This window comes from Pseudomonas sp. LBUM1648 (assembly GCF_059716145.1).
The window spans coordinates 5514603-5537819 of the sequence record NZ_CP166808.1 but is presented as its reverse complement, the minus strand read 5'-3'; the positions used below and the strand labels follow the sequence as shown (position 1 = coordinate 5537819).

23 protein-coding genes are annotated in these 23217 nt (G+C 59.4%); 13 read left to right on the top strand and 10 right to left on the bottom strand.

Features of this window, described 5'->3' with window-relative positions; genetic code table 11:
- Nucleotides 1-18: 18 nt before the first annotated feature.
- From ACA043_RS25070 to dksA, 4 genes are all read right to left on the bottom strand, one after another.
- Entirely contained in the window at nucleotides 19-2973 is a 2955-nt protein-coding gene (locus ACA043_RS25070; protein WP_187679241.1) for a sensor histidine kinase, read from the bottom strand.
- Nucleotides 2957-3133: a hypothetical protein gene (locus ACA043_RS25065; protein ID WP_003176118.1), complete on the bottom strand. Its 177-nt coding sequence runs from the start codon at nucleotides 3131-3133 to the stop codon at nucleotides 2957-2959. Before ACA043_RS25065 ends, ACA043_RS25070 begins: the two co-directional genes overlap by 17 nt.
- Nucleotides 3134-3210: 77 nt before the next feature.
- A complete protein-coding gene (gene gluQRS, locus ACA043_RS25060; protein WP_401268438.1) occupies nucleotides 3211-4107 on the bottom strand; it encodes a tRNA glutamyl-Q(34) synthetase GluQRS in 897 nt (298 codons plus the stop codon).
- 190 nt (nucleotides 4108-4297) lie between these two features.
- Entirely contained in the window at nucleotides 4298-4741 is a 444-nt protein-coding gene (gene dksA / locus ACA043_RS25055) for an RNA polymerase-binding protein DksA (RefSeq protein ID WP_042561095.1), read from the bottom strand.
- A 334-nt stretch (nucleotides 4742-5075) separates the two neighbouring features.
- Here dksA and ACA043_RS25050 point away from each other — a divergent pair, with 334 nt between their 5' ends.
- Both ACA043_RS25050 and sfsA read left to right on the top strand, forming a co-directional pair.
- The gene (locus ACA043_RS25050) at nucleotides 5076-6248 is read left to right on the top strand and encodes a pyridoxal phosphate-dependent aminotransferase (protein WP_497658113.1); all 1173 of its coding nucleotides are present in this window, start codon (nucleotides 5076-5078) and stop codon (nucleotides 6246-6248) included.
- On the top strand, nucleotides 6248-6961 hold the full coding sequence (sfsA, locus tag ACA043_RS25045) for a DNA/RNA nuclease SfsA (protein WP_497658112.1): 714 nt from the start codon (nucleotides 6248-6250) through the stop codon (nucleotides 6959-6961). Before ACA043_RS25050 ends, sfsA begins: the two co-directional genes overlap by 1 nt.
- On the opposite strand, the gene ACA043_RS25040 is transcribed toward sfsA, so the two are convergent.
- Nucleotides 6958-7275 carry a Rieske (2Fe-2S) protein gene (locus ACA043_RS25040; RefSeq protein WP_489881356.1) on the bottom strand — a complete coding sequence of 106 codons (318 nt, stop codon included), beginning with the start codon at nucleotides 7273-7275 and terminating at the stop codon, nucleotides 6958-6960. The genes sfsA and ACA043_RS25040 overlap by 4 nt on opposite strands.
- Nucleotides 7276-7438: 163 nt before the next feature.
- Between ACA043_RS25040 and ACA043_RS25035 the strand changes: the two genes are divergently transcribed.
- Genes ACA043_RS25035 through ACA043_RS25020 form a run of 4 tightly spaced genes read left to right on the top strand, consistent with a single transcriptional unit; the run spans nucleotide 7439 to nucleotide 10985 of the window.
- Nucleotides 7439-8311, top strand: a complete 873-nt coding sequence (locus tag ACA043_RS25035) for a heme/hemin ABC transporter substrate-binding protein (RefSeq protein ID WP_497658111.1) — start codon at nucleotides 7439-7441, stop codon at nucleotides 8309-8311.
- A 50-nt stretch (nucleotides 8312-8361) separates the two neighbouring features.
- Nucleotides 8362-9345 carry a FecCD family ABC transporter permease gene (locus ACA043_RS25030; protein ID WP_401268507.1) on the top strand — a complete coding sequence of 328 codons (984 nt, stop codon included), beginning with the start codon at nucleotides 8362-8364 and terminating at the stop codon, nucleotides 9343-9345.
- The gene (locus ACA043_RS25025) at nucleotides 9345-10112 is read left to right on the top strand and encodes a heme ABC transporter ATP-binding protein (RefSeq protein ID WP_497658110.1); all 768 of its coding nucleotides are present in this window, start codon (nucleotides 9345-9347) and stop codon (nucleotides 10110-10112) included. The genes ACA043_RS25030 and ACA043_RS25025 overlap by 1 nt, the downstream gene beginning before the upstream one ends.
- 21 nt (nucleotides 10113-10133) lie before the next feature.
- Nucleotides 10134-10985, top strand: coding sequence for a ChaN family lipoprotein (locus tag ACA043_RS25020; protein ID WP_497658109.1), 852 nt, complete (start codon nucleotides 10134-10136; stop codon nucleotides 10983-10985).
- 226 nt (nucleotides 10986-11211) lie between these two features.
- Here ACA043_RS25020 and ACA043_RS25015 read toward each other — a convergent pair whose 3' ends face one another.
- From ACA043_RS25015 to ACA043_RS25000, 4 genes are all read right to left on the bottom strand, one after another.
- Nucleotides 11212-12012, bottom strand: a complete 801-nt coding sequence (locus ACA043_RS25015) for a Crp/Fnr family transcriptional regulator (RefSeq protein WP_187679248.1) — start codon at nucleotides 12010-12012, stop codon at nucleotides 11212-11214.
- Nucleotides 12013-12028: 16 nt separating this feature from the next.
- Nucleotides 12029-12301 carry a TfoX/Sxy family protein gene (locus tag ACA043_RS25010; protein WP_003228231.1) on the bottom strand — a complete coding sequence of 91 codons (273 nt, stop codon included), beginning with the start codon at nucleotides 12299-12301 and terminating at the stop codon, nucleotides 12029-12031.
- Nucleotides 12302-12530: 229 nt separating this feature from the next.
- Nucleotides 12531-12875: a pentapeptide repeat-containing protein gene (locus ACA043_RS25005; RefSeq protein ID WP_007909940.1), complete on the bottom strand. Its 345-nt coding sequence runs from the start codon at nucleotides 12873-12875 to the stop codon at nucleotides 12531-12533.
- 91 nt (nucleotides 12876-12966) lie between these two features.
- Nucleotides 12967-14523, bottom strand: a complete 1557-nt coding sequence (locus ACA043_RS25000; protein ID WP_497615363.1) for a bifunctional aminoglycoside phosphotransferase/ATP-binding protein — start codon at nucleotides 14521-14523, stop codon at nucleotides 12967-12969.
- A gap of 118 nt (nucleotides 14524-14641) precedes the next feature.
- On the opposite strand from ACA043_RS25000, the gene mrcB reads away from it, so the two are divergent.
- Genes mrcB through ACA043_RS24985 form a run of 3 tightly spaced genes read left to right on the top strand, consistent with a single transcriptional unit; the run spans nucleotide 14642 to nucleotide 18067 of the window.
- On the top strand, nucleotides 14642-16966 hold the full coding sequence (gene mrcB, locus ACA043_RS24995) for a penicillin-binding protein 1B (protein WP_305439810.1): 2325 nt from the start codon (nucleotides 14642-14644) through the stop codon (nucleotides 16964-16966).
- Between the two features lie 16 nt (nucleotides 16967-16982).
- Nucleotides 16983-17732, top strand: coding sequence for a tetratricopeptide repeat protein (locus tag ACA043_RS24990; protein WP_187679251.1), 750 nt, complete (start codon nucleotides 16983-16985; stop codon nucleotides 17730-17732).
- Nucleotides 17732-18067, top strand: coding sequence for a YqcC family protein (locus ACA043_RS24985; RefSeq protein ID WP_187679252.1), 336 nt, complete (start codon nucleotides 17732-17734; stop codon nucleotides 18065-18067). The genes ACA043_RS24990 and ACA043_RS24985 overlap by 1 nt, the downstream gene beginning before the upstream one ends.
- An 18-nt stretch (nucleotides 18068-18085) precedes the next feature.
- On the opposite strand, the gene ACA043_RS24980 is transcribed toward ACA043_RS24985, so the two are convergent.
- Entirely contained in the window at nucleotides 18086-18502 is a 417-nt protein-coding gene (locus tag ACA043_RS24980) for a DUF4124 domain-containing protein (protein WP_497658108.1), read from the bottom strand.
- Nucleotides 18503-18902: 400 nt separating this feature from the next.
- Between ACA043_RS24980 and ACA043_RS24975 the strand changes: the two genes are divergently transcribed.
- From ACA043_RS24975 to pssA, 4 genes are all read left to right on the top strand, one after another.
- A complete protein-coding gene (locus ACA043_RS24975) occupies nucleotides 18903-20627 on the top strand; it encodes an acetolactate synthase 3 large subunit (RefSeq protein WP_187679254.1) in 1725 nt (574 codons plus the stop codon).
- Between the two features lie 2 nt (nucleotides 20628-20629).
- On the top strand, nucleotides 20630-21121 hold the full coding sequence (gene ilvN, locus ACA043_RS24970; RefSeq protein ID WP_003176102.1) for an acetolactate synthase small subunit: 492 nt from the start codon (nucleotides 20630-20632) through the stop codon (nucleotides 21119-21121).
- 48 nt (nucleotides 21122-21169) lie between these two features.
- Nucleotides 21170-22186 (top strand): ketol-acid reductoisomerase, encoded by a 1017-nt coding sequence (gene ilvC, locus ACA043_RS24965; protein ID WP_003228216.1) that lies wholly within the window; start codon nucleotides 21170-21172, stop codon nucleotides 22184-22186.
- A 147-nt stretch (nucleotides 22187-22333) separates the two neighbouring features.
- Nucleotides 22334-23191, top strand: a complete 858-nt coding sequence (gene pssA, locus ACA043_RS24960) for a CDP-diacylglycerol--serine O-phosphatidyltransferase (protein WP_187679255.1) — start codon at nucleotides 22334-22336, stop codon at nucleotides 23189-23191.
- The last annotated feature ends 26 nt before the right edge of the window (nucleotides 23192-23217 follow it).

Sequence of the window (23217 nt, the reverse complement as noted above, 5' to 3'; positions counted from 1 at the left end):
TCGATACTCTCGACGGTCTCAGTTCACAGCGGACGTCGCTTCGACATGACGCGGTAAGGTCACCCGGATACGGGTGCCGCGTTGGCTTTGTACATCAGCCGGGCTGTCGATGGTGATTTGTCCATAATGCTCTTCAACGATGGAATAGACCAGTGCAAGGCCCAGACCGGTGCCTTCGCCAGGATCCTTGGTGGTGAAGAAGGGTTCGAACAATCGATCCATGATGTTCTTCGGAATACCACTGCCTTCGTCCTCGACGATCAGATCGACCGTGTGTTCGCCGGCTTCGCTCTTGACCCGCACCGCACTGCCCGCAGGCGACGCGTCACGGGCGTTGGAGAGCAGATTGATGAGGACCTGGGCGAGTCGCTGTGGATCACCTTCGACCCAGTGATCCGGATCGCACAGGTTGTAGAACTGCACTTCGAAATTGCGTCGGTTCAGGGCCAGCAGGCCGATGGCGTCCTGGGCCACTTCCGCCAGACAAACGGGCTCGTCGCTGTGCTGATGGCTGCCGGCATGGGCAAAACTCATCAGCGACTGAACGATGCGAGACACGCGTTTGGTCTGCTCGAGGATCTGCCCGCTGATTTCCGTCAGCTCGCCATCGTCTTCGCGTTCTTCGCGCAGGTTCTGCGCCAGACAGGCGATGCCGGTGATCGGGTTACCGATTTCGTGGGCCACACCGGCCGCGAGACGACCGATGCTCGCCAGGCGCTCGGAGTGCACCAGTTTGTCTTCGAGCATCTGGGTTTCAGTCAGATCTTCCACCAGCAACACCAAACCACTGTTACCCGGCGCCAACGGCTCGTCGATTGCGGCTTTGTGCAGGTTCAGCCAGCGGGTCTGGCCATCGAGTGCCAGGTGCTGTTTGTGCAAATGCTCGTCAGGCAAGTTGATGAAGCCTTGCAGCAATTCTTTCCACGGATTGCCGATGGTGCTCAGGCGGGAACCGACCACCCGTTGCGCGGCGATCCCGGTCAGCTCCTCCATGGCCTTGTTCCACATCAGGATCTCTTGATCCTTGGCCAGCGAGCAGACGCCCATCGGCAATTCCTGCAGGGTCTGGCGGTGGTAGCGGCGCAGGGCGTCGAGCTCGGCGGCCAGACCTGTGAGGCGCGAGTGGTAATCCTCGAGGCGGCTTTCGATGAAGTGAATGTCTTCGGTGACATAGTTTTCGCCGCCGGCCTTGTACGGCAGGAAGGTTTCGACCATGTCCTGCGCCACACTCGGGCCCATCAGGCCCGAAAGGTTGGCTTCGATACGGTCGCGCAGACGGCGCAAGGCGTAAGGGCGGCGTTCATCGAATGGCAGATAAAGGTCACGCAGCGCCTGTTCGACTTCTTTCTGAGCAGCCTTGGCACCCAGTGGTTTGGCCAGTTGCGTGGCGAATTCCTGTGGCGAGGCAGCGTGCAGTTCCCGGCGTTGCGGGCGGCGCACGTTATCCACCGCGCAGGCTTCGGCGGCGCTGGCTTCTTCGGGACTGGCGTTGGTGAACAGCGAGATCAGGGTGAACATCAATACGTTGGCGGCCAGTGACGCGATGGCAGCCATGTGCCAGCTGGTGTCGTCCAACACGTAGATCATGTTCAGCAGCGGAATGTAGAAACCCTGCAGATTGCCGACCAGCGGCAACAGCATGGTGATCACCCAGACCAGAATCCCCGCCAGCAAACCGGCAATGAAGCCGCGACGGTTGGCGGTCGGCCAGTACAGCACCGACAGCACGCCCGGCAGGAATTGCAGGGTCGCTACGAAGGCCACGATGCCCAGGTTGGCCAGATCCTGCCCGGCGCCGAGCAGCAGATAGAAGCAGAAACCAGCCATGATGATCGCGACGATCAGCGCCCGGCGCGTCCACTTCAGCCAGCGGTAGATATTGCCTTCGGCCGGTGGCTGATAAAGCGGCAGCACCAGGTGGTTAAGGGCCATGCCCGACAACGCTAGGGTGGTGACGATGATCAAGCCGCTGGCCGCCGACAGGCCACCAACGTAGGCGAGCAATGCCAAAGGCTTGCTGTTGGCGGCAATGCCGATGCCGAGGGTGAAGTATTCCGGATCGGTCGTGGCGCCAAGCTTGAGGCCGGCCCACAGGATCAGCGGCACCGCCAGACTCATCAACAACAGGAACAGCGGCAGGCCCCAACTGGCACTCACCAGTGAGCGCGGGTTGAGGTTCTCGGTAAAGGTCATGTGATACATGTGCGGCATCACGATCGCCGAGGCGAAGAACACCAGCAGCAACGTGCGCCACGGGCCTTCCTGCAACGGCGTGTGTAACGCGGCGAGGGCGGTCTGGTTTTGCAGCAGCCAGAGTTCCAGCTGTTGCGGGCCGTCGAACACGCCATAGAGGGCGTACAGGCCAACGCCGCCGAGGGCGATCAGTTTGATCACCGACTCAAAGGCAATCGCGAACACCAGCCCTTCGTGTTTCTCGCGGGTGGCGATGTGGCGCGAGCCAAAGAAGATCGTGAACAGAATGATCAGCGCACAGAATGCCAGCGCCACGCGGCTTTGAATCGGTTCACCGGTGAGAATGCCGATGGAGTCGGCCACTGCCTGAATCTGTAATGCCAGCAGCGGCAAGACGCCGATCAGCATGAAAATCGTGGTCAGTGCCCCGGCCCAAGTGCTGCGAAAACGAAACGCAAACAGATCCGCCAGCGACGACAGTTGATAGGTGCGGGTGATTTTCAGAATCGGATAGAGCAACACCGGCGCCAGCAGAAATGCGCCGGATACGCCGAGATAACTGGAAAGAAAGCCGTAGCCGTACTGGTAGGCCAGGCCCACCGTACCGTAGAACGCCCAGGCACTGGCATAGACCCCCAGCGACAGGGTGTAGGTCAACGGATGGCGAATGATCGCCCGCGGGATCATGCCCCGTTCGCTGATCCAGGCTACGCCGAACAGCACCGCCAGGTAGGCGGCGCTGACCAGGATCATCTGGGTCAGGCTAAAGCTCATCGGCATCTTTTTGGCTCTGCAGGATGAAGGTCACGACAATCAGGATCAGCCAGAGCAGATAGGGGCGATACCAGGCGCCCGTAGCGTCGATCCACCAATCCATGATGGCGGGAGAAAACAGATAGATCCCCACGACCAAAAGCAGGACCAAGCGATAGATGTACATCCCGGCCTCTCTTTTTTATGCGCGTGCCCGAAAACGTGCGGCGATGGTAACGGATGGCGGCGCGACTGCAAGTGTCGTCATAGCAGTTGCGCTTCGGGCAGGGTCAGTGTGCGCGGGATCTTGCTGGCATCCCAATGGGCGCTGCCCCAGTTGAGCAGTTCCTGCGGCGACGCATGTGCCAGTTCGGCGCCGGGGTTTTGCCCCAGTGCGCGCAAGGCCCGCAGCAGCAACGGCGTGGCTTGGTCGGCTTCCAGCGGCGGCGAGCGGTAGGACTTGCCGAGCTTGTTGCCGTCCGGCTGGGTGATCAACGGCAGGTGCAGATAACGCGGCTGACGCAGGCCCAACAGTTCTTGCAGATAGAGCTGGCGTGGCGTGGAGTCGAGCAGGTCGGCGCCGCGTACGATGTCGGTAATGCCTTGCCAGGCATCGTCGAGCACCACGGCCAATTGATAGGCATAGAGGCCGTCGCGACGGCGAATCACGAAATCGCCGACATCACGGCCCAGATGCTGTCGGTATTCGCCCTGCACCCGGTCGATGAAGTGGTATTCCAGCTCCGGCACGCGCAGGCGGATCGCCGCGTCCTGCTGGTCGTGTCCGGCATTGCGGCACAGCCCCGGATAAATCCCGTCATAGGGCTCCAGCTGTTTGCGCGAGCAGGTGCAGGCGTAGGCCAGGCCATGATTGAACAGGCTGTTGAGCACTTCGGCATACGCGTCGTGCCGATCACTTTGGCGCACCATCTCGCCGTCCCATTCGAAACCGTAGCTTTCCAGGGCCTTGAGGATCGCCGCTTGCGCACCGGGTTCTTCACGGGGCGGATCGAGATCTTCCATGCGCACCAGCCAACGTCCGCCAACCGAACGTGCATCAAGATAAGAGGCGAGGGCGGCAACCAGCGAACCGAAGTGCAGGTGGCCACTTGGGGTTGGGGCGAAACGGCCGATGTAGGCGGGTGATGTCTTGGCAGTCATTGGGCGAAACTACTTTTCAGGGCGTGCGCAGGTCAACTTGTAGGAGTGAGCCTGCTCGAGATAGCAGTGTGACAATCAACATCATTATTGACTGATCTACCGTGATCGCGAGCAGGCTCACTCCTACACAGGCAAAAGGCAGAAACAAAAACGGAGCGTTCGCACGCTCCGTTTTTCGTTCAGGTCGAGATTACTTGCCGACCTGCTTTTCCTTGATTTCAGCGAGGTTCTTGCAGTCGACGCACATGTCGGCTGTCGGGCGGGCTTCGAGGCGCTTGACGCCGATCTCGATGCCGCAGGATTCGCACCAGCCGTAATCTTCGTTCTGGATCAGATCAAGCGTCTTGTCGATCTTCTTGATCAGCTTGCGCTCGCGATCACGGGCGCGAAGCTCCAGAGCGAATTCTTCTTCCTGGCTGGCACGGTCGGCCGGGTCAGGGAAGTTGGCCGCTTCGTCTTTCATGTGGTCGACAGTACGGTCGACTTCCTGCATCAAGTCCTGCTTCCACTTGTTCAGGATCTTGGTGAAGTGGGCGCGCATCGGAGCGCCCATGTACTCTTCGTCTTTGGCCTGAACATAAGGTTCGAAACCGCTGACGGTCGGATTAGCCTGTTGCTTTGCTTGGGTGGGCATGAAATGGACCGCCTCTACTCTTGTAATCCATTGCGCAGGATTGCTCCATCACCGACACCTGCCGGCCCTGCGGCTGCAAGCGGGCGAACTTACCAGATCAATTCGGCCTGCGCTACTCCCGGATGTCGAGGCCCCGGCGGGTGGCGCTTGCAAATGTTTGGCAAGCCGTGTCTGGCGGTGTGGGAGACCTGTTCAATCACTGATTTTAGTCAATCCTGGAGGGTACGCGTGTGTCATTACATTCCAGAGTTCTTGAGGCTGTGACCGCTACGGGTTCTCGCTCGTTCCGGCAGATGGGTAGAATCGTTTCTTTTCCCCCGTCGAAGGAAGGCCAATGGCTCAGCCCTACAGTGCGCGCAGTCGTGCGATCGAACCGTTCCATGTGATGGCGCTGCTGGCGCGGGCCAACGAGCTGCAGGCTGAAGGCCACGATGTGATCCACCTGGAAATCGGCGAGCCAGACTTCACCACGGCCGAGCCGATCATTCGTGCCGGGCAAGCGGCGCTGACGGCGGGCAAGACCCGTTACACCGCGGCGCGCGGTATTCCTGAACTGCGCGAGGCGATTTCCGGGTTTTATCAATCGCGCTATGGCCTGAATATCGACCCACGGCGGATTCTGATCACTCCGGGCGGCTCCGGCGCTTTGTTGCTCGCCAGCGCGTTGTTGGTCGATCCCGGCAAACACTGGCTGTTGGCAGACCCGGGCTATCCGTGCAACCGGCACTTCTTGCGCCTGGTCGAAGGCGCGGCGCAGCTGGTTCCTGTAGGGCCTGACGTGCGTTATCAACTGACCCCAGATCTGGTCGAGCGCCATTGGGATCACGACAGCGTCGGTGCATTGGTGGCCTCGCCGGCCAACCCGACCGGCACGATCCTGACCCGAGATGAGCTGGCCGGGTTATCCACAGCCATCAAGGCGCGGCACGGACATCTGGTGGTGGACGAGATCTATCACGGCCTGACTTATGGCACCGACGCGGCGAGTGTGCTGGAAGTCGATGACAGCGCTTTTGTCCTCAACAGTTTCTCCAAATACTTCGGCATGACGGGTTGGCGTCTCGGCTGGCTGGTAGCCCCGGATGCGGCGGTCAGTGAGCTGGAGAAGCTCGCGCAGAACCTCTACATCAGCGCGCCGAGCATGGCCCAGTACGCCGCGCTGGCCTGTTTCGAGCCGGCCACCATTGCGATTCTCGAAGAGCGCCGCGCCGAGTTCGGACGTCGTCGTGACTTTCTCCTTCCGGCATTGCGCGAGTTGGGGTTCAACATCGCCGTTGAGCCAGAAGGTGCTTTCTATTTGTATGCAGATATCAGCCGGTTCGGCGGTGATGCCTTCGCGTTCTGTCGTCATTTCCTCGAAACCGAGCACGTTGCGTTTACCCCGGGGCTTGATTTCGGTCGCTATCAGGCCAGTCACCATGTGCGTTTTGCCTACACGCAAAACCTCCCGCGCCTACAGGAAGCAGTCGAGCGAATCGCCCGTGGCTTGAAGAGTTGGCAAGGCTGATGCGCTTTTATCCTCCTCTGGAAGAGGCGCGGCTGATTCGACGTTACAAGCGTTTTCTCGCCGATATCGAAACCGTTGGCGGCGAGATGCTGACCATTCACTGCCCGAACACTGGTTCGATGCTCAACTGTCAGGTCGAGGGTGGGCAGGTCTGGTTCAGTCGCTCCAACGACCCGAAGCGCAAGTTGCCCGGCACCTGGGAAATCGGCGAAACCCCACAGGGTCGGTTGTTTTGCGTGAACACGGGGCGCGCCAACGGGCTGGTGGAAGAAGCCTTGCAGGCCGGTGTCATCACCGAGTTGAACGGGTTTACCGCGTTGAAGCGCGAAGTGGCTTACGGACAGGAAAAAAGCCGCATCGATTTCCGCCTCGAATACCCCAGCGGCCCCGCTTATGTAGAAGTGAAAAGCGTCACCTTGGGCTTCGATGGCACGGCAGTGGCGGCGTTTCCCGATGCCGTGACCCAGCGCGGTGCCAAGCATCTGCGTGAGCTGGCGCATCTGGCGCGGGACGGGATTCGCGCGGTGCAGTTGTATTGCGTCAATCTCACCGGGATTGAAGCGGTGCGTCCTGCGGTGGAAATCGATTCGTCCTACGCCGATGCCCTGCGCGAAGCGGTGGCCTGTGGCGTTGAAGTCCTGGCTTACGGCGTTCGGCTCAACCATGAAGAGATGGTGATCGACCGGCGACTCGACGTATTGCTCAACGGTTAAACATCGATCCACACGCCCTGTGCATCTTCGCGGCAATCTATAGTCGTCAGCGCCTGCCCGGCGCAGGGCCCGGACACGCACTCGCCATCCTCGATCAGAAACAGTGCGCCGTGGGTGGCGCACTGGATCAGGCTGTTGCTCGGGTCGAGAAACTGGTCCGGGTGCCATTCCAGACCCACACCGCGATGCGGGCAGCGATTCAGGTAGACATACGCCTGACCGTTGCGGCGCACGGCAAACAGTTTTTTACCGTCAATATCAAAACCGCGACTGCCGGCCTCGGCCAGATCGGCGCCCGCGCACAGAAACTTCATGGCTATCCTCTAATGTCGGCTCGTGTCCGGATATGTCCGAGCTTGACGTTTAAATGCAAACAATTATCAAATGGCGGCCTTCACCCGCAGGCGCCTGCCAGATGCCGAGGATACTTGGCCTGTCATCCTGACGCCCGGGAAACCTTGATCAAGGAAGCTGTGTATGCGCCTGAGTACCCGCGTCGCTGTGCTCTGTGTCGGACTTTTCGCCAGCCACATGACGGCAGCGGCCGACCTGCCGCAACGCTGGGTCAGTGCTGGCGGTGCGCTGTCGGAGTGGGTCAGTGCGTTGGGCGGCGAGTCAAAACTGGTCGGCGTCGATACCACCAGTCAGCATCCCGATTCTTTGAAGGCGCTGCCGAGCATCGGTTATCAGCGCAGCCTTTCCGCCGAGGGCATTCTCAGTCTGCGTCCGGACATCCTCATCGGCACAGAAGAAGTCGGTCCGCCCCCCGTGCTTGCCCAAGTGAAGGCGGCCAAGGTTCAGGTGGAGTTGTTCTCGGCTCAGCCGGATCTGCCAACGCTGGAAAAAAACGTCACTCATCTTGGGCAGTTGCTCGGCGCTGAAGAGCGGGCCACTCAGTTGCTGCAAAGTTATCAACAGCAACTCGACGCGCAGAAAGCGCGGGTGACTGAAGCGCAGTCCAAGCAGAAATCGCCGGGCGTGCTGCTGTTGCTGGGAAATGCCGGGGGCAAACCGCTGATCGCCGGCAAGGACACCGCCGCCGATTGGCTGCTGCAACAGGCGGGCGGGCATAACCTGGCGACTCACACCGGCTACAAACCGTTTTCCGTGGAATCTCTTGCGAGTCTTGATCCTGAAGTGCTGGTGTTTGCCGATCGTGCGTTGACCGGTGATGCGGCCAAGGCTGCACTGTTCAAGGAAAACCCGATTCTCAATTCAAGCCGTGCGGCCAAGGACGGACGTGTGCTTGAGCTCGATCCGACCTTGTTGGTCGGCGGGCTCGGGCCGCGACTGCCGGCGGCGTTGAAAACCCTGTCTGACGGTTTCTACCCAACCAAGAGTGGCCAATGACCACACTGCTCAAACCTCGTGGCCTGTTCATCGGCCTGACACTCCTGTGTCTGCTGGCAATCTGGTTGTCGCTGGCGCTGGGGCCGGTCAGCCTGCCGTTGTTCGATACGTTGCGTGCGGCGTTGCGCCTGATTGGCGTACCGCTGGCTCCGGAAGGGCTGGAGCAGGCTGAGCTGATTCTCGGGCAGATTCGTCTGCCGCGAACGTTGCTCGGGTTGGCGGTCGGCGGTGTACTGGCTTTGTCCGGTGTGGCGATGCAGGGATTGTTTCGTAATCCTTTGGCGGATCCGGGGCTGGTCGGGGTTTCCAGTGGCGCGGCGTTGGGCGCGGCGATTGCGATTGTCGGCGGCTCGTTTTTTGGCGGTTTACCGGAATGGTTCGGGCCTTATCTGTTATCGGTGTGCGCGTTCCTCGGTGGGCTAGGGGTGACGGCGCTGGTTTATCGCCTCGGCCGGCACAACGGGCAAACCCATGTCGCGACCATGTTGCTGGCGGGGATCGCGCTGACCGCTCTGGCCAGTTCGGCGGTCGGACTGTTCACTTATCTGGCGGACGACGCGACCCTGCGCACGCTGACCTTCTGGAACCTCGGCAGTCTCAATGGCGCCAGTTATGCGCGGTTGTGGCCATTGCTGATCATCAGCGCCGGCGTTGCCTTGTGGTTGCCGCGCCGGGCGAAAGCGCTGAATGCCTTGCTGCTCGGCGAGTCCGAGGCCGGGCATTTGGGGGTTGATGTCGAACGGCTCAAGCGTGAATTGGTGTTTTGTACGGCGCTGGGTGTCGGCGCGGCAGTGGCTGCAGCGGGGATGATCGGCTTCGTTGGGCTGGTGGTGCCGCATCTGGTGCGCTTGCTCGCAGGCCCCGATCATCGAGTATTGCTGCCGGCCTCGGTGTTGGCCGGGGCTAGTCTGTTGTTGCTGGCTGATCTGGTGGCGCGTCTGGCACTGGCACCGGCGGAATTGCCGATCGGGATCGTCACGGCGTTTATCGGCGCGCCGTTCTTCCTTTATTTGCTGCTGCGAGGGCGTGCCTGATGTTGCGTGCGCAAAATCTGCATATCCGTCGCGGCCGCAAGACTGTTCTCAGCGAGGTCACCCTGCAACTCGAACCGGGCGAAGTGCTCGGCGTGCTGGGGCCGAACGGCGCCGGTAAAAGTACTTTGCTTGGTGCCTTATGCGGTGAACTGGCGCCAAGTGAAGGCGAGGTCTCGCTTGATGGCCAGTCGTTGGCACATTGGACGGGCACGCAACGCGCTCGACGATTGGCCGTGTTACCGCAGGTTTCGACCCTGGATTTCGCCTTTCGCGTTGAAGAAGTGGTCGGCATGGGGCGTTTGCCTTATCAAAGCGGTCGAGTGCGTGATGACGAGATTGTCGTCGCAGCATTGGCGGCGGCGGATGCCGGGCATCTGAGCGGGCGCAGCTATCTGGCATTGTCGGGCGGTGAGCGCCAGCGCGTGCATCTGGCGCGGGTGCTGGCGCAACTCTGGCCGGGGCAGGTCGGGCAGACATTGCTGCTGGATGAGCCGACGTCGATGCTTGATCCGCTGCATCAACACACGACTTTGCAGGCCGTACGCGAGTTTGCCGATCGCGGCGCGGCAGTGATGGTGATCCTGCATGATCTGAATCTGGCTGCGCGTTATTGTGATCGCGTGTTGCTGCTTGAGGGCGGGCGACCGGTTGCGCTGGACACGCCGCAGCAAGTGTTGCGGCCGGACACGCTCAAAGCCGTGTTCGGTCTCGAAGTATTGGTGCAGCCGCACCCGGAGCGTGGGCATCCGCTGATCATCGCCCGCTGACTTTCTCATTGAGGTGATTGCATGCGAGGAATGTGGCTGTTGGCGGTGTTGTTGCTCGCGGGGTGTCAGCATGTTGCCGCGCCACCGCCAGTCAGTGGCGAGATTCGTGACCTGCACAGCGGTCAGGTGCTGACCGCGCAGCAACTGCTCACACGTCTTGCTGAACTGCAGCGGCTGATCATCGGCGAGCAGCATGACAACGCCGATCACCACGCCGCGCAGTTATGGCTTTTGCAGTCTCTTGGCAAACAGCGGCCGCAAGGCAGCCTGTTGTTGGAAATGCTCACGCCTGATCAGCAGCCGAAGGTTGATGCGCTAAGCCAGTCTGCGTCTCAGCCCGACAACCTTCCTGACGCATTGGCCTGGCAGAAAGGTTGGGACTGGAGTCTCTATGGGCCGATTGTTCGCTTCGCCCTCACACAGCCGTATCCGTTGCTGGCGGCGAATCTGGATAACAACGAAATCCGCAGCTTTTATCGCAATCCATCCGTTATGCCGGGGGAGCGCAGCAATGCTCAATCGGTGAAAACTGTTTTGCTGGAGCAGATCAGCGATTCCCACTGTGGCCTGCTGCCTGAGTCGCAGATGCCGGCGATGCTGGCGGTTCAGCAACAACGCGATCGGCGCATGGCCGAGCGTTTATTGGCTGCGTCCACACCGTCGTTGCTGCTGGCGGGTGCCTGGCATGCACGCAAGGATGTCGGGGTGCCGCTGCATGTTGTGGATCTGGGCGCTACCCAGGCTCCTGCAGTGCTGATGCTGGCGGAGCAGGGCGCCGAGGTTACGGCGGCAATGGCCGATTACGTCTGGTACACCCCGGCCATGCCCAAGCGTGATTACTGCGAAGAAATGCGCAAACAGTTCGGCAAGTGACTTTTCCACAGGCAAAAAAAGACCCGGTTAAAACCGGGTCAAATAACCGTGATTAGCCTGATGAGGAGATAATCTGAGAGTCCGAACCAAGGGCTTTTCAGAATATCGACTGATCTCGCGACCAGTTGTGATAATCATAGCGATTCTCATTACCGAGTCAACCTCTGTTTTTTCATTTGCCTGATTTAATCTCGGGATTGGCCGGAATGCCCCGGAAAACGGGGACTTAAAACTGGGTTTTGACCGCAGTCAGTTGAGTGATCTGGCCGTTGAGCTGGCTGATGCGCCGCGCCATGCTTTCGATCAGGCTGTGGGCGATCTTCGGATTGCTGCGGGTCATGCTCAAAAACTGATCACCGGGAATCAGCATCACCGTGCTCGAATCACGAGCAATTACTGTGGCATTTCGTGGCTCCCCGGTGAACACCGCCATGGCTCCAAAAATCTCATCCTTGGGCACTTCGCCGACCTTATGTCCATCGACAAAGGCTTCGGCATGCCCGTCGATGATGACAAACACGTGATCGGCGGCATCGCCCTGGTGGATCAGCACTTCACCGGCCTCGACCCGTTTGAAACCGTTGGTACTGCGAAACTCCCGCGGTTTCAGTTCGGCCACGGCGTGGGCGAGGAGTGCCATTTGGCCCAGCAGGTACTCGAGAAATTGGTTCGCCCGGTTGGCGTCAGCATACAAATGCCCGAACACATCGCTGCGGCGATAGGGCAACAAGCGCAACGGTCCTTCATTGCACAGACGGCAATCGACCCAAGCGTCACCCTGTTGTAGGCCGATCAAGTCACCTTCCTGCCAATAGAACAGTGCTCGTACACCGATGTACCCGTTGATTACGCCTTCCGTCAGCAGAAACAACTGATCGCCGGGCAACTGCGCCATCAAGTCATCGGTCGTCTCCAGTTCAATCACCGGGCCGCACGGCACGAGGTCTTCCAGCCACTGCGCAGGAAAATTCTGCAAACGGTTGATCACTGAGTCGGCAAATGCCGATTGTTCCCCAAGCAGGTACATGACGGTCAGCGCCCGTTCAGTTCTTGTGACGTGAGGAAATGGCTTCGAGTTGCTTGTTCAAGGCGTCCTTGCGCTCGGCGGGGATGTCGTTCCAGTGAACATCCATCAATGCGCCTTCGATCGCATACAACAACACCTTCGATGCGCGAAACCCGCGGGTACGCACGGCCCGGTAGGCGTCCACCGCGCCCAGGCGACGCAAGTCCGAGGCGCTGTGGATGCCCACGGCATGCAGCCATTGCGCCGACGTCTTGCCAAGATTCTTCAGGTGTTGCAGTTCATCATTCATCAAGCCTCCTTGCGACGGCCGAATGGTGCGTGGGGCGAGCTTCTCAGGAGTGTAGCCATCAGTAGGAAAAGCGTGGTTGTTTGGTCGGATTCAACGCAAACGCTTCTAAGAAAGGTCGCAATTTTCAGCAGGATAGGCGGGCGGGGCGGGATGCCATGGCGCGGGAAAAATCCGCGCAGCAAGCAGTCCAGCGCAAAGCGGGGGCGCTGGACACATCGGGCAGAAGCGTTTAGCGAGTGCGATAACGCAGGCGTGTACCGAAGTTCATCGACATCAGAATCTCGTCAGCGCTCAGCTCCGGCGGAAAGTACGCACCGGAAATCTGTGCGTGGGCCAGGCTTGCACCTTCCAGCGATGCGTTGCGGAAATCAATGCCACGCAAATCGGCGGAACGGAAATACGCGTCCCGGAAATCCACGCCATCGGCGTTCAGTTCACGCAGGTCGAGGCCACGGAAGTCGCCGCCGACCATATCGATCGGCCCGTCTTGCGGGCGTTCCTTGTTGAAACCTGTGATGTCATCTTTGTGCAGCAAGGCATACAGCGGGGTATCGAGAAGTTTCGGCTGGCTCATGTCACATCACCTGTTGGTTTTATGGCGCCAGTATAGTGCCACTATTTGACGGCCGTGAAGCCGGCGAGGGCTTCACGGCCGAAATAGTTTCTTACAGGCCTGGCAGGCGTTGGCGGATTTGCGCGACCACGGTGTCCAGTGTGCCGGATTCATTGGTCTGCACGCGTTTGCTGCGCAGGATTTCTTCCGGCGTCAGCGCTTCGCGATTGGCCTGCTGAGCTTCGATCACTGCCAGCGTGGCGTCGGACGGATCCTGTTTGTCTGCCTGACGAATCGCCAGCCAGCTCTCGATCACCGCTTGTGGCGCGTTGCAGTCGAGAATCAGGAACGGCGTGCCGGTGGCTTCGGCGACTTGAGCCGCGCTGTCACGTTGCTCGCGCTTGAGGTAAGTGGCGTCAATCACCACCGGGAAACCGGCGTGCAGGATCACGTCAGCGATTTCATGCAGGCGCGCGTAGGTCTTGGCGCTGGCGTCGGCACTATAAATGCCGGCCTGTACATCATTGGCGACGGTTTGTTCGCCGAACAGACGCTTGCGCTCAACATCGGAGCGCAGGCGGATCGCCCCCAGCGCTTCGACCAGACGCATGGCCACGTGGCTCTTGCCGACAGCGGAAACGCCGTGGGTGATCGCCATGAAGCGCGAAGGAATGGTGCTGTAGCTTTCCGCCAGGTTGGCGTAGTTGCGGTACTGGCGCAGGGTGGTGGCGCGCTGCACCGGGGTCGCGTCTGCCGGCATGCTGAACAGCGCTACTTTTGCGCGAACCAGTGCGCGGTAGGCTTTGTAGAAGTTCAGCACTTCCAGGCCTTGATAGTCGCCAGTCAGTTCCAGGTATTGGCTGATGAAGCGGCGGGCCAGGGATTTCAGGCCGCGATCTTCCAGGTCCATTGCCAGGAAACCGGTGTCGGCCCAGACGTCAGTGAAGCGGAACGGTTCGTTGAATTCGATGCAGTCGAAGATCACCACTTTGCCGTCAATGACAGTAGCGTTACCCAAGTGAATATCGCCGTGGCACTCGCGGGTGAAGCCTTCGGCCTTGCGCTGGGCGAACAGTGGCTTGAGACGCGCAAAGCTGCTTTCGGCCCAGGCTTTCAGGGCTTCAAGTTGCAGCAGGTCATTTTTGTCGCTGAGGAACGGCAGGATCTGTTCGAAGTTTTGCGATACCGGCGCCATCACGCTGTCCGGGGTGCCGGCGTCGTGCTCGGCCGGGACTTCCGGGGCGGTGAGGTGGAAATGGGCGATCTGCTCGGCCATTTCATCGATGTGCTGGGTGGTCAGCTCGCCATTGGCTTGCAAGGTGCTGAGCAAACCGGTCTGCGGGAACTGACGCATTTTCAGCACGTATTCGATAGCCGGGCCGTCGCCGCCCAGTTGTGGGGCTTCGACGCTGCCGGTGACAGGCAACACCTCCAGATACAAATCGTCGGTCAGGCGCTGGTTCAGACGCAGTTCTTCGCCGCAAAAGTGTCCGCGTTGTTCGAGATTGGTGAAGTCGAGGAAGCCGAAATTCACGGGCTTCTTCACTTTATAAGCAAAGGGACCGGTGAGGATCACCCACGAGATATGGGTTTCGATGACCTGGAACCCTTCGACGGGGTGCGGGTAGAGGGCCGGGTTTTGCAGGGCAGCGATCAGTGACTGGCTCACGGGCGATCCTTCAGAGACTGGGGGAAATTCGAGGTCGCCATTATGGCCGCTCGCCAGCCCGACGCAAACCTCGGAGCGCTCCTGTTGAGTATGAATAAAGTGCGTATAATCCGCCGCCATGACTCGAACTCGATCCCCCCGCACTCCTAAAAAACCACCTGCCAAGGGCCTGCGCCCATGGTTGGGTTGGGCCATTAAACTCAGTCTGGTCGGCCTTGTGGTGCTGGCCGGCTTCGCCGTTTACCTCGATGCCGTGGTGCAGGAGAAGTTCTCCGGCAAGCGCTGGACCATCCCGGCCAAGGTCTACGCGCGCCCGCTTGAGCTGTTCGTCGGACAAAAGCTCAGCAAGGACGATTTCCTCACCGAACTCGATGCCCTCGGCTACCGCCGCGAAGCCGTGAGCAATGGCCCTGGCGCCGCTGCCGTCAGCGGCAACACCGTCGATCTGAATACCCGTGGCTTCCAGTTCTATGAAGGTCTGGAGAAAGCGCAGCCGGTGCGCGTGCGCTTCTCGGGCGATTATGTCGCCGAGCTTTCAGCCACCAATGGCTCCAAGCTGTCAGTGGTGCGCCTGGAACCGGTGTTGATCGGCGGGATTTATCCGAAGAATCTTGAAGACCGCATTCTGATCAAACTCGATCAAGTGCCGCCATATCTGCTGGAAACCCTGGTTGCGGTTGAGGATCGGGATTTCTACAGTCACTGGGGCGTGTCGCCGAAGTCGATTGCCCGCGCCATCTGGGTCAACACGTCCGGCGGCAAGATGACCCAGGGCGGCAGTACGCTGACCCAGCAGTTGGTGAAAAACTTCTACCTCACCAACGAACGCAGCCTGTCCCGCAAGCTTACCGAAGCGATGATGGCGATGCTGCTGGAGCTGCATTACGACAAGAAGGAAATTCTTGAGGCCTACCTCAACGAAGTCTTCGTCGGACAGGACGGCCAACGCGCGGTGCACGGTTTCGGTCTGGCCAGTCAGTTCTTCTTCGGTCAGCCTCTGTCCGAGTTGAAGCTGCATCAAGTCGCGATGCTGGTGGGAATGGTCAAAGGCCCGTCCTATTACAACCCGCGGCGCAATCCCGAGCGTGCGCTGGAACGTCGTAATCTGGTGCTCGATGTGCTTGAGCAACAAGGCGTCGCAACGGCGGAGCAGGTCGAAGCAGCGAAGAAAATGCCACTGGGTGTGACCACTCGCGGCAAGCTGGCCGACAGCTCGTTCCCGGGCTTTATCGATCTGGTCAAACGCCAGTTGCGTGAAGACTACCGCGACGAAGACTTGACCGAAGAAGGTCTGCGGATCTTCACCAGTTTCGACCCGATTCTGCAGATGAAAGCCGAGGCGTCGGTCAACGACACCTTTAAGCGTCTGTCCGGGCGCAAAGGCTCCGATGACGTTGAAGCGGCGATGGTCGTGACCAATCCGGAAACCGGCGAAGTCCAGGCGATGATCGGCAGCCGACAGGCAAGCTATGCCGGCTTCAACCGGGCACTGGATGCGGTACGACCGATCGGCTCGTTGATCAAGCCGGCGGTGTATCTCACTGCGCTGGAAAAACCGAGCCAATACACCCTGACCAGCTGGTTGTCGGATGATCCGTTGTCGGTCAAGGGGGCGAACGGTCAAGTGTGGAAACCACAGAACTACGATCGTCGTTCCCACGGCACTGTGTTCCTCTATCAGGGCCTGGCGCATTCCTACAACCTGTCGACCTCGCGTCTGGGCCTGGAAGTGGGCGTGCCCAATGTCCTCAAGACGCTGGGGCGCCTGGGTGTGACGCGCGAGTTTCCGGCATTCCCGTCGATGTTGCTGGGTGCCGGCGGCATGACCCCGATCGAAGTGGCGACCATGTATCAGACCCTCGCCAACGGTGGTTTCAATACGCCGATGCGCGGGATTCGCAGCGTGCTGACCGCCGAAGGCGAGCCGCTCAAGCGTTATCCGTTCCAGATTCAGCAGCGTTTCGATCCGGCGTCCATTTACCTGATCCAGAACGCCATGCAGCGGGTCATGCGTGAAGGCACCGGCAGCTCGGTTTACAACGTGCTGCCCAAGACCCTGACACTGGCCGGCAAGACCGGTACCAGTAACGACTCGCGTGACAGCTGGTTCGCCGGTTTCAGTCAGGATCTGCTGGCGGTGGTCTGGCTGGGACGCGATGACAACGGCAAGACGCCATTCACTGGTGCTACCGGTGCGTTGCAGGTCTGGACAAGTTTCATGCGCAAGGCTGACCCGCTGCCGCTGGACATGCCACAGCCGGACAACATCGTCCAGGCGTGGGTCGATTCGCGTACCGGGCAAGGCTCTGATGCCAACTGCCCGGGGGCGGTGCAGATGCCGTATATTCGCGGCAGCGAACCACCACCCGGCGCTGCCTGTGCAAGCGAAACGCCTGCTTCCGGCGAGTCGGTGATGGATTGGGTCAAGGGCTGGATGAATTAAGCAAAGAGGGTTTCAAGTGAACAAGTGGTTGATTCCAGCGGTGACTGCCGTGGCTTTGCTCAGCGGCTGCTCTACCGTACAGCGTGGTTCGATTCCGGTGGTTGATTCGGGCACGGCTGTGTCCAACAGCGAACGTATTTCGGCCAATGGCGGCTTCCGTCAAACCACGGTCAAGCGTCCTGCGCAGGGCCAGACTCAGGCCATACCGCAAGGTGATACTGGCGTTGTGGTGATGGTGCCGGGCGGCGGCGCGGCAACATCGGCGCCGATCAGCTCTTCGCCGATCGTGCCGGGCCCGGCATCCGGCGGCATCACGCCGGGGCCGTACAACCCTTCGCCAGTCGAATCGGCACCGATCAACTCCGGCAGCTACAGCATGCCTTCGACGCCGAGCGGCATTCCTTCGGCCAGCAGCGGCGGCGGTCTGTCGGCGGACGAGCAACTGGACGGTCCGGTACTCGCCTTGCTGACGACTGCCCAACAGCAACAGGCCGGTGGCGACCTCAACGGTGCGTCGTCCAGCCTGGAGCGCGCGCAGCGTGTTGCCCCGCGTGAGCCGCAAGTGCTTTATCGCCTGGCGCAGGTGCGTATGGCCCAAGGCGATGCGCCGCAAGCCGAGCAGTTTGCCCGTCGGGCACTGACCATGGCCAACGGCCGTCCGGACTTGCAGGCCAGCCTGTGGGAAATCATCGCTCAGTCCCGTGAGAAACAAGGTGATTCCGCCGGCGCTGCGCAGGCTCGCCAGAAGGCCAAGGTTTCGTTGTGATGGATAGTCGTTTCCCGAAAATCGCCGATCAGCTGTTGCTGATTGAGCGAGAGCTGCGCACGCAGGGTTGGTGGGATGAAGTTCAGCCGTCGGTAGAAGCCTTGAGCAGCGTCGAGCCATTCTCGGTCGACACGCTGGACTTCGAGCAGTGGCTGCAATGGATCTTCCTGCCTCGGATGAAGATGATCCTCGAGCAGGATCTGCCTTTGCCGAACGCCTCGGGCATTCAGGAAATGGCTGAAATGGTCTTCGCCCAGCGCAATATGCAGGGCAAGGATCGGCAGCTTCAGTTATTGCTCAAACAGTTTGATCAGTTGATTACTGCTTCGCGCTGAACCGGAAGCTGCCAGTTGTTACTGGCAGTTTTCCGCAATCTGCTTCTGCGCTTCGACGATGCGCTCCTGACGTTGTGCATCGCTCAGCCGCCGCAACTCCCCCTCAACTTCCTCCCGCAAACGCGGATTGTTGTGCAATTGCGCAAGATTCGTACGTGCCTGCTCGCAAAACGCCTTGAGCTGCGCTTGTTGATCGGCGACTTGCTTCTTGACCTTGTCGTCGATGGCTTTCTGATCGCCCATCACGCCGCCACCTGGCATCGGCGCCGGTTTTGCCGCAGGCGAGGAGGGCGTCTGCAGGGTAGTGGACGGCTGGCCTTGGGGAGGTTGTGCATCAAAGTGAGTGACACCTTGGGCATCGACCCATTTGTAGATCTGAGCGGCCGTGCACCATGTGCTGAGGCCGATCAGCAGGGTTAACAGAAGCATTCGCATGCTGATTCCTTGGCAAAATTGCGCAATTGACACTAACAGAGTAGCTGTTTTCAGGTTTTTTCTTGCGTTCTCATGTGCTTACCCACAATTAAGCACATAGACGGCTTGACTTGGAGAGGGCGAAACAGAAGAATCCAAAGTCCGCTGTAGAGGGACTGCCAGAAGCAGACCCACTCGGTAGATCATGAGGCGCACATCCGCGCCGACCTGTTACACCCGCAACGCGTTACCTCGCGCTGGGTGGGAAAGGCCCGCAACACTTGGGACGATCCCAATACTTGCTCAGTCAGTGCTGACGTAGTCGGCGACCACCGTCGCTCATGCTCTGCCGAGAAGTAAACCTATTAAGACCCGTCCCATTTTTCGTGGGCGGTATTCTGGCGTTTTAGAGGTGAACAACGTGGAGCTTTTATCTGGCGGTGAGATGCTCGTCCGCTTCTTGCGTGACGAAGGCGTCAAATATATCTACGGGTACCCGGGTGGTGCTCTCCTGCATGTTTACGATGCCCTGTTCAAAGAACCGGAAGTGACTCACATTCTGGTTCGTCACGAGCAAGCGGCTACCCATATGGCTGATGGCTACGCCCGTGCCACCGGTAAAGCCGGCGTGGTATTGGTGACTTCCGGTCCAGGCGCCACAAACGCCATCACCGGTATTGCCACCGCCTATATGGATTCGATTCCAATGGTGATCATTTCCGGTCAGGTGCCTAGCACCATGGTCGGCACCGACGCGTTCCAGGAAACCGACATGATCGGTATCTCCCGGCCGATCGTGAAGCACAGCTTCATGATCAAGCACGCTTCGGAAATCCCGGAAGTCATGAAGAAGGCCTTCTACCTGGCGCAATCCGGTCGTCCGGGTCCGGTCGTGGTCGATATTCCGAAAGACATGACCAACCCGGCCGAGAAGTTCGAATACATCTTCCCGAAGAAAGCCAAGCTGCGCTCCTACAGCCCGGCCGTTCGCGGTCACTCGGGGCAAATCCGCAAGGCGGCAGAAATGCTCCTGGCGGCCAAGCGCCCTGTGCTGTACTCCGGCGGGGGCGTGATCCTGGGCAACGGTTCCGCACCGCTGACCGAACTGGCGAAAATGCTCAACCTGCCAGTGACCAACACGCTGATGGGCCTGGGCGGCTTCCCTGGCACCGATCGTCAGTTTATCGGCATGCTCGGGATGCACGGCAGCTACACCGCCAACCTGGCGATGCACCATGCCGACGTGATCCTGGCTGTCGGTGCGCGTTTCGACGATCGCGTGATCAACGGCGCGGCGAAGTTCTGCCCGAACGCCAAGATCATCCACATCGACATCGACCCGGCTTCGATTTCCAAGACCATCAAGGCTGACGTGCCTATCGTTGGTCCGGTCGAGAGCGTCCTGACCGAAATGGTCGCGATCCTCAAGGAAATCGGCGAGACCCCAAACAAGGAGTCTGTGGCCAGTTGGTGGAAGCAGGTTGATGAATGGCGTGGTGATCGCGGCCTGTTTCCTTACGACAAGGGCGACGGCAGCAAGATCAAGCCGCAGACCGTGATCGAAACCCTGTGCGAAGTGACCAAGGGCGATGCCTTTATCACCTCCGACGTGGGTCAACACCAGATGTTCGCTGCGCAGTACTACACGTTCAATAAGCCTAACCGCTGGATCAACTCCGGTGGCCTGGGCACCATGGGCTTCGGTTTCCCAGCGGCCATGGGTATCAAGTTGAACTTCCCGGAAGACGACGTTGCCTGCGTCACCGGTGAAGGCAGTATCCAGATGAACATCCAGGAACTGTCGACCTGCCTGCAATATGGCTTGCCAGTAAAAATCGTCATCCTGAACAACGGTGTTCTGGGGATGGTGCGTCAGTGGCAGGACATGAGCTACGGCAGCCGTCACTCGCACTCGTACATGGAATCGCTGCCTGACTTCGTCAAGTTGGCTGAAGCCTACGGTCACGTTGGCGTACGCATCACCGATTCGAAAGATTTGAAGTCGAAGATGGAAGAAGCGTTCGCCATGAAGGATCGCCTGGTCGTGATCGATATTTCGGTAGACACCAGCGAGCACGTCTACCCGATGCAGATCAAAGACGGCTCGATGCGCGATATGTGGCTGAGCAAGACGGAGCGTACTTAATCATGCGGCACATTATTTCCTTGCTTCTGGAAAACGAACCCGGCGCTCTGTCTCGCGTAGTCGGCCTGTTCTCGCAGCGCAACTACAACATCGAAAGCCTGACCGTGGCCCCGACCGAAGACCCGACTCTGTCGCGTCTGACGCTGACCACCGTTGGCCACGATGAAGTCATCGAGCAGATCACTAAAAACCTGAACAAGCTGATCGAAGTGGTCAAGCTGGTGGACCTGTCGGAAAGTGCTCATATCGAGCGCGAACTGATGCTGGTCAAGGTCAAGGCCACTGGCGCCCAGCGCGCCGAGATCAAACGCACCACCGATATTTACCGTGGACAGATCGTCGATGTCAGCGCCAGCGTGTATACCGTTCAATTGACCGGTACCAGCGACAAGCTCGACAGCTTCATTCAGTCCATTGGCACCGCATCGATTCTGGAAACCGTCCGCAGCGGCGTGACCGGCATTGCCCGCGGCGACAAAGTACTCAGCATCTAAACCAAATTAGCGAATGGCCTGAACGGCCAGGATATATAGGGGAAATTCATGAAAGTTTTCTACGATAAAGACTGCGACCTGTCGATCATCCAGGGCAAGAAAGTTGCCATCATCGGTTACGGTTCCCAGGGCCACGCCCAGGCGTGCAACCTGAAAGATTCCGGTGTCGACGTTACCGTTGGTCTGCGTAAAGGTTCGGCCACCGTTGCCAAAGCTGAAGCTCACGGCCTGAAAGTGACCGACGTTGCTTCCGCTGTTGCTGCTGCCGACCTGGTCATGATCCTGACCCCGGACGAGTTCCAGTCCTCGCTGTACAAAAACGAAATCGAGCCGAACATCAAGAAAGGCGCCACCCTGGCCTTCTCCCACGGTTTCGCGATCCACTACAACCAGGTTGTTCCGCGTGCCGATCTCGACGTGATCATGATCGCGCCGAAAGCCCCGGGCCACACCGTGCGTTCCGAGTTCGTGAAGGGTGGTGGTATCCCTGACCTGATCGCGATCTACCAGGACGCTTCGGGCAACGCCAAAAACGTTGCACTGTCCTACGCTGCCGGTGTTGGCGGCGGTCGTACCGGCATCATCGAAACTACCTTCAAGGACGAGACTGAAACCGATCTGTTCGGCGAACAAGCCGTTCTGTGTGGCGGTACCGTTGAACTGGTCAAAGCCGGTTTCGAAACTCTGGTTGAAGCTGGCTACGCGCCGGAAATGGCCTACTTCGAGTGCCTGCACGAACTGAAACTGATCGTTGACCTCATGTACGAAGGCGGTATCGCCAACATGAACTACTCGATCTCCAACAACGCTGAGTACGGCGAGTACGTGACCGGTCCGGAAGTGATCAACGCCGAATCCCGTCAGGCCATGCGCAACGCCCTGAAACGTATTCAGGACGGCGAATACGCCAAAATGTTCATCAGCGAAGGCGCAACCGGCTACCCTTCGATGACCGCCAAGCGTCGTAACAACGCCGCTCACGGTATCGAAATCATCGGCGAGCAACTGCGCTCCATGATGCCGTGGATCGGTGCCAACAAGATCGTCGACAAAGCCAAAAACTAAGTCGTCGTCCCTTGTACGAAAAACGCGGCCTCGGCCGCGTTTTTTCGTTTGAGGCGGTGGTTCTGGTATAAAGCTGCATCGTTTGTGGCCGAACCGTCGTCCCAGACACCTGTCGAATTTTTTCCAAACCGTTGCAAGGTAATGTCCATGAGCGAACGTCCCGAAGAGCCGAACAAGGCTTCTGACGCCGAAAGCCTGCTGCCTATCGATGAACACATCGAAGAAGGGCACGACGCAGAAGGTCGTAAAGTCCGGCATCGTGGTATCTATCTGCTGCCGAATCTGTTCACCACTGCGAACCTGTTCGCAGGGTTCTACTCCATCATCAACTCGATGAGTGCCCAGGCTGCGTTAAGCGCCGGGGACTCGGTGAACGCGAGCAAGTATTTCGCCTTCGCTGCCATCGCTATTTTCGTCGCCATGGTGCTCGACGGCCTCGATGGTCGTGTTGCGCGCATGACCAATACGCAAAGCGCTTTCGGCGCCGAGTATGACTCGCTGTCCGACATGGTTGCTTTCGGCGTGGCACCGGCGCTGCTGGCCTTTGGCTGGGCGCTGGGTGATATGGGCAAGGTCGGCTGGATGGTCGCCTTCATCTATGTAGCGGGTGCGGCCCTGCGTCTGGCGCGCTTCAACACTCAGGTTGGCACTGCCGACAAGCGCTACTTCATCGGTCTGGCCAGTCCGGCAGCCGCCGGCGTGGTGGCGGGTATTGTCTGGGCGTTCAGCGATTACGGGATCCAGGGCTCGAAGATGTCGTTCCTGGTCGCGCTGATGGTGGCCGCTGCCGGCATGCTGATGGTCAGCAACATCAAGTACAACAGCTTCAAGGAGCTGGACTTGAAAGGGCGTGTGCCTTTCGTTGCGATTCTCGCGGTGGTGTTGGTGTTTGCCGTGGTCTTCAGCGATCCACCGCGCATTCTGCTGCTGGTGTTTCTCGCTTATGCGGCCTCCGGCCCAGTGCAATACCTCCTGCATCTTCGTCGCCACAAAAACGCCGAGTGATGTAATTTCCCGCATACTCCGCAGTC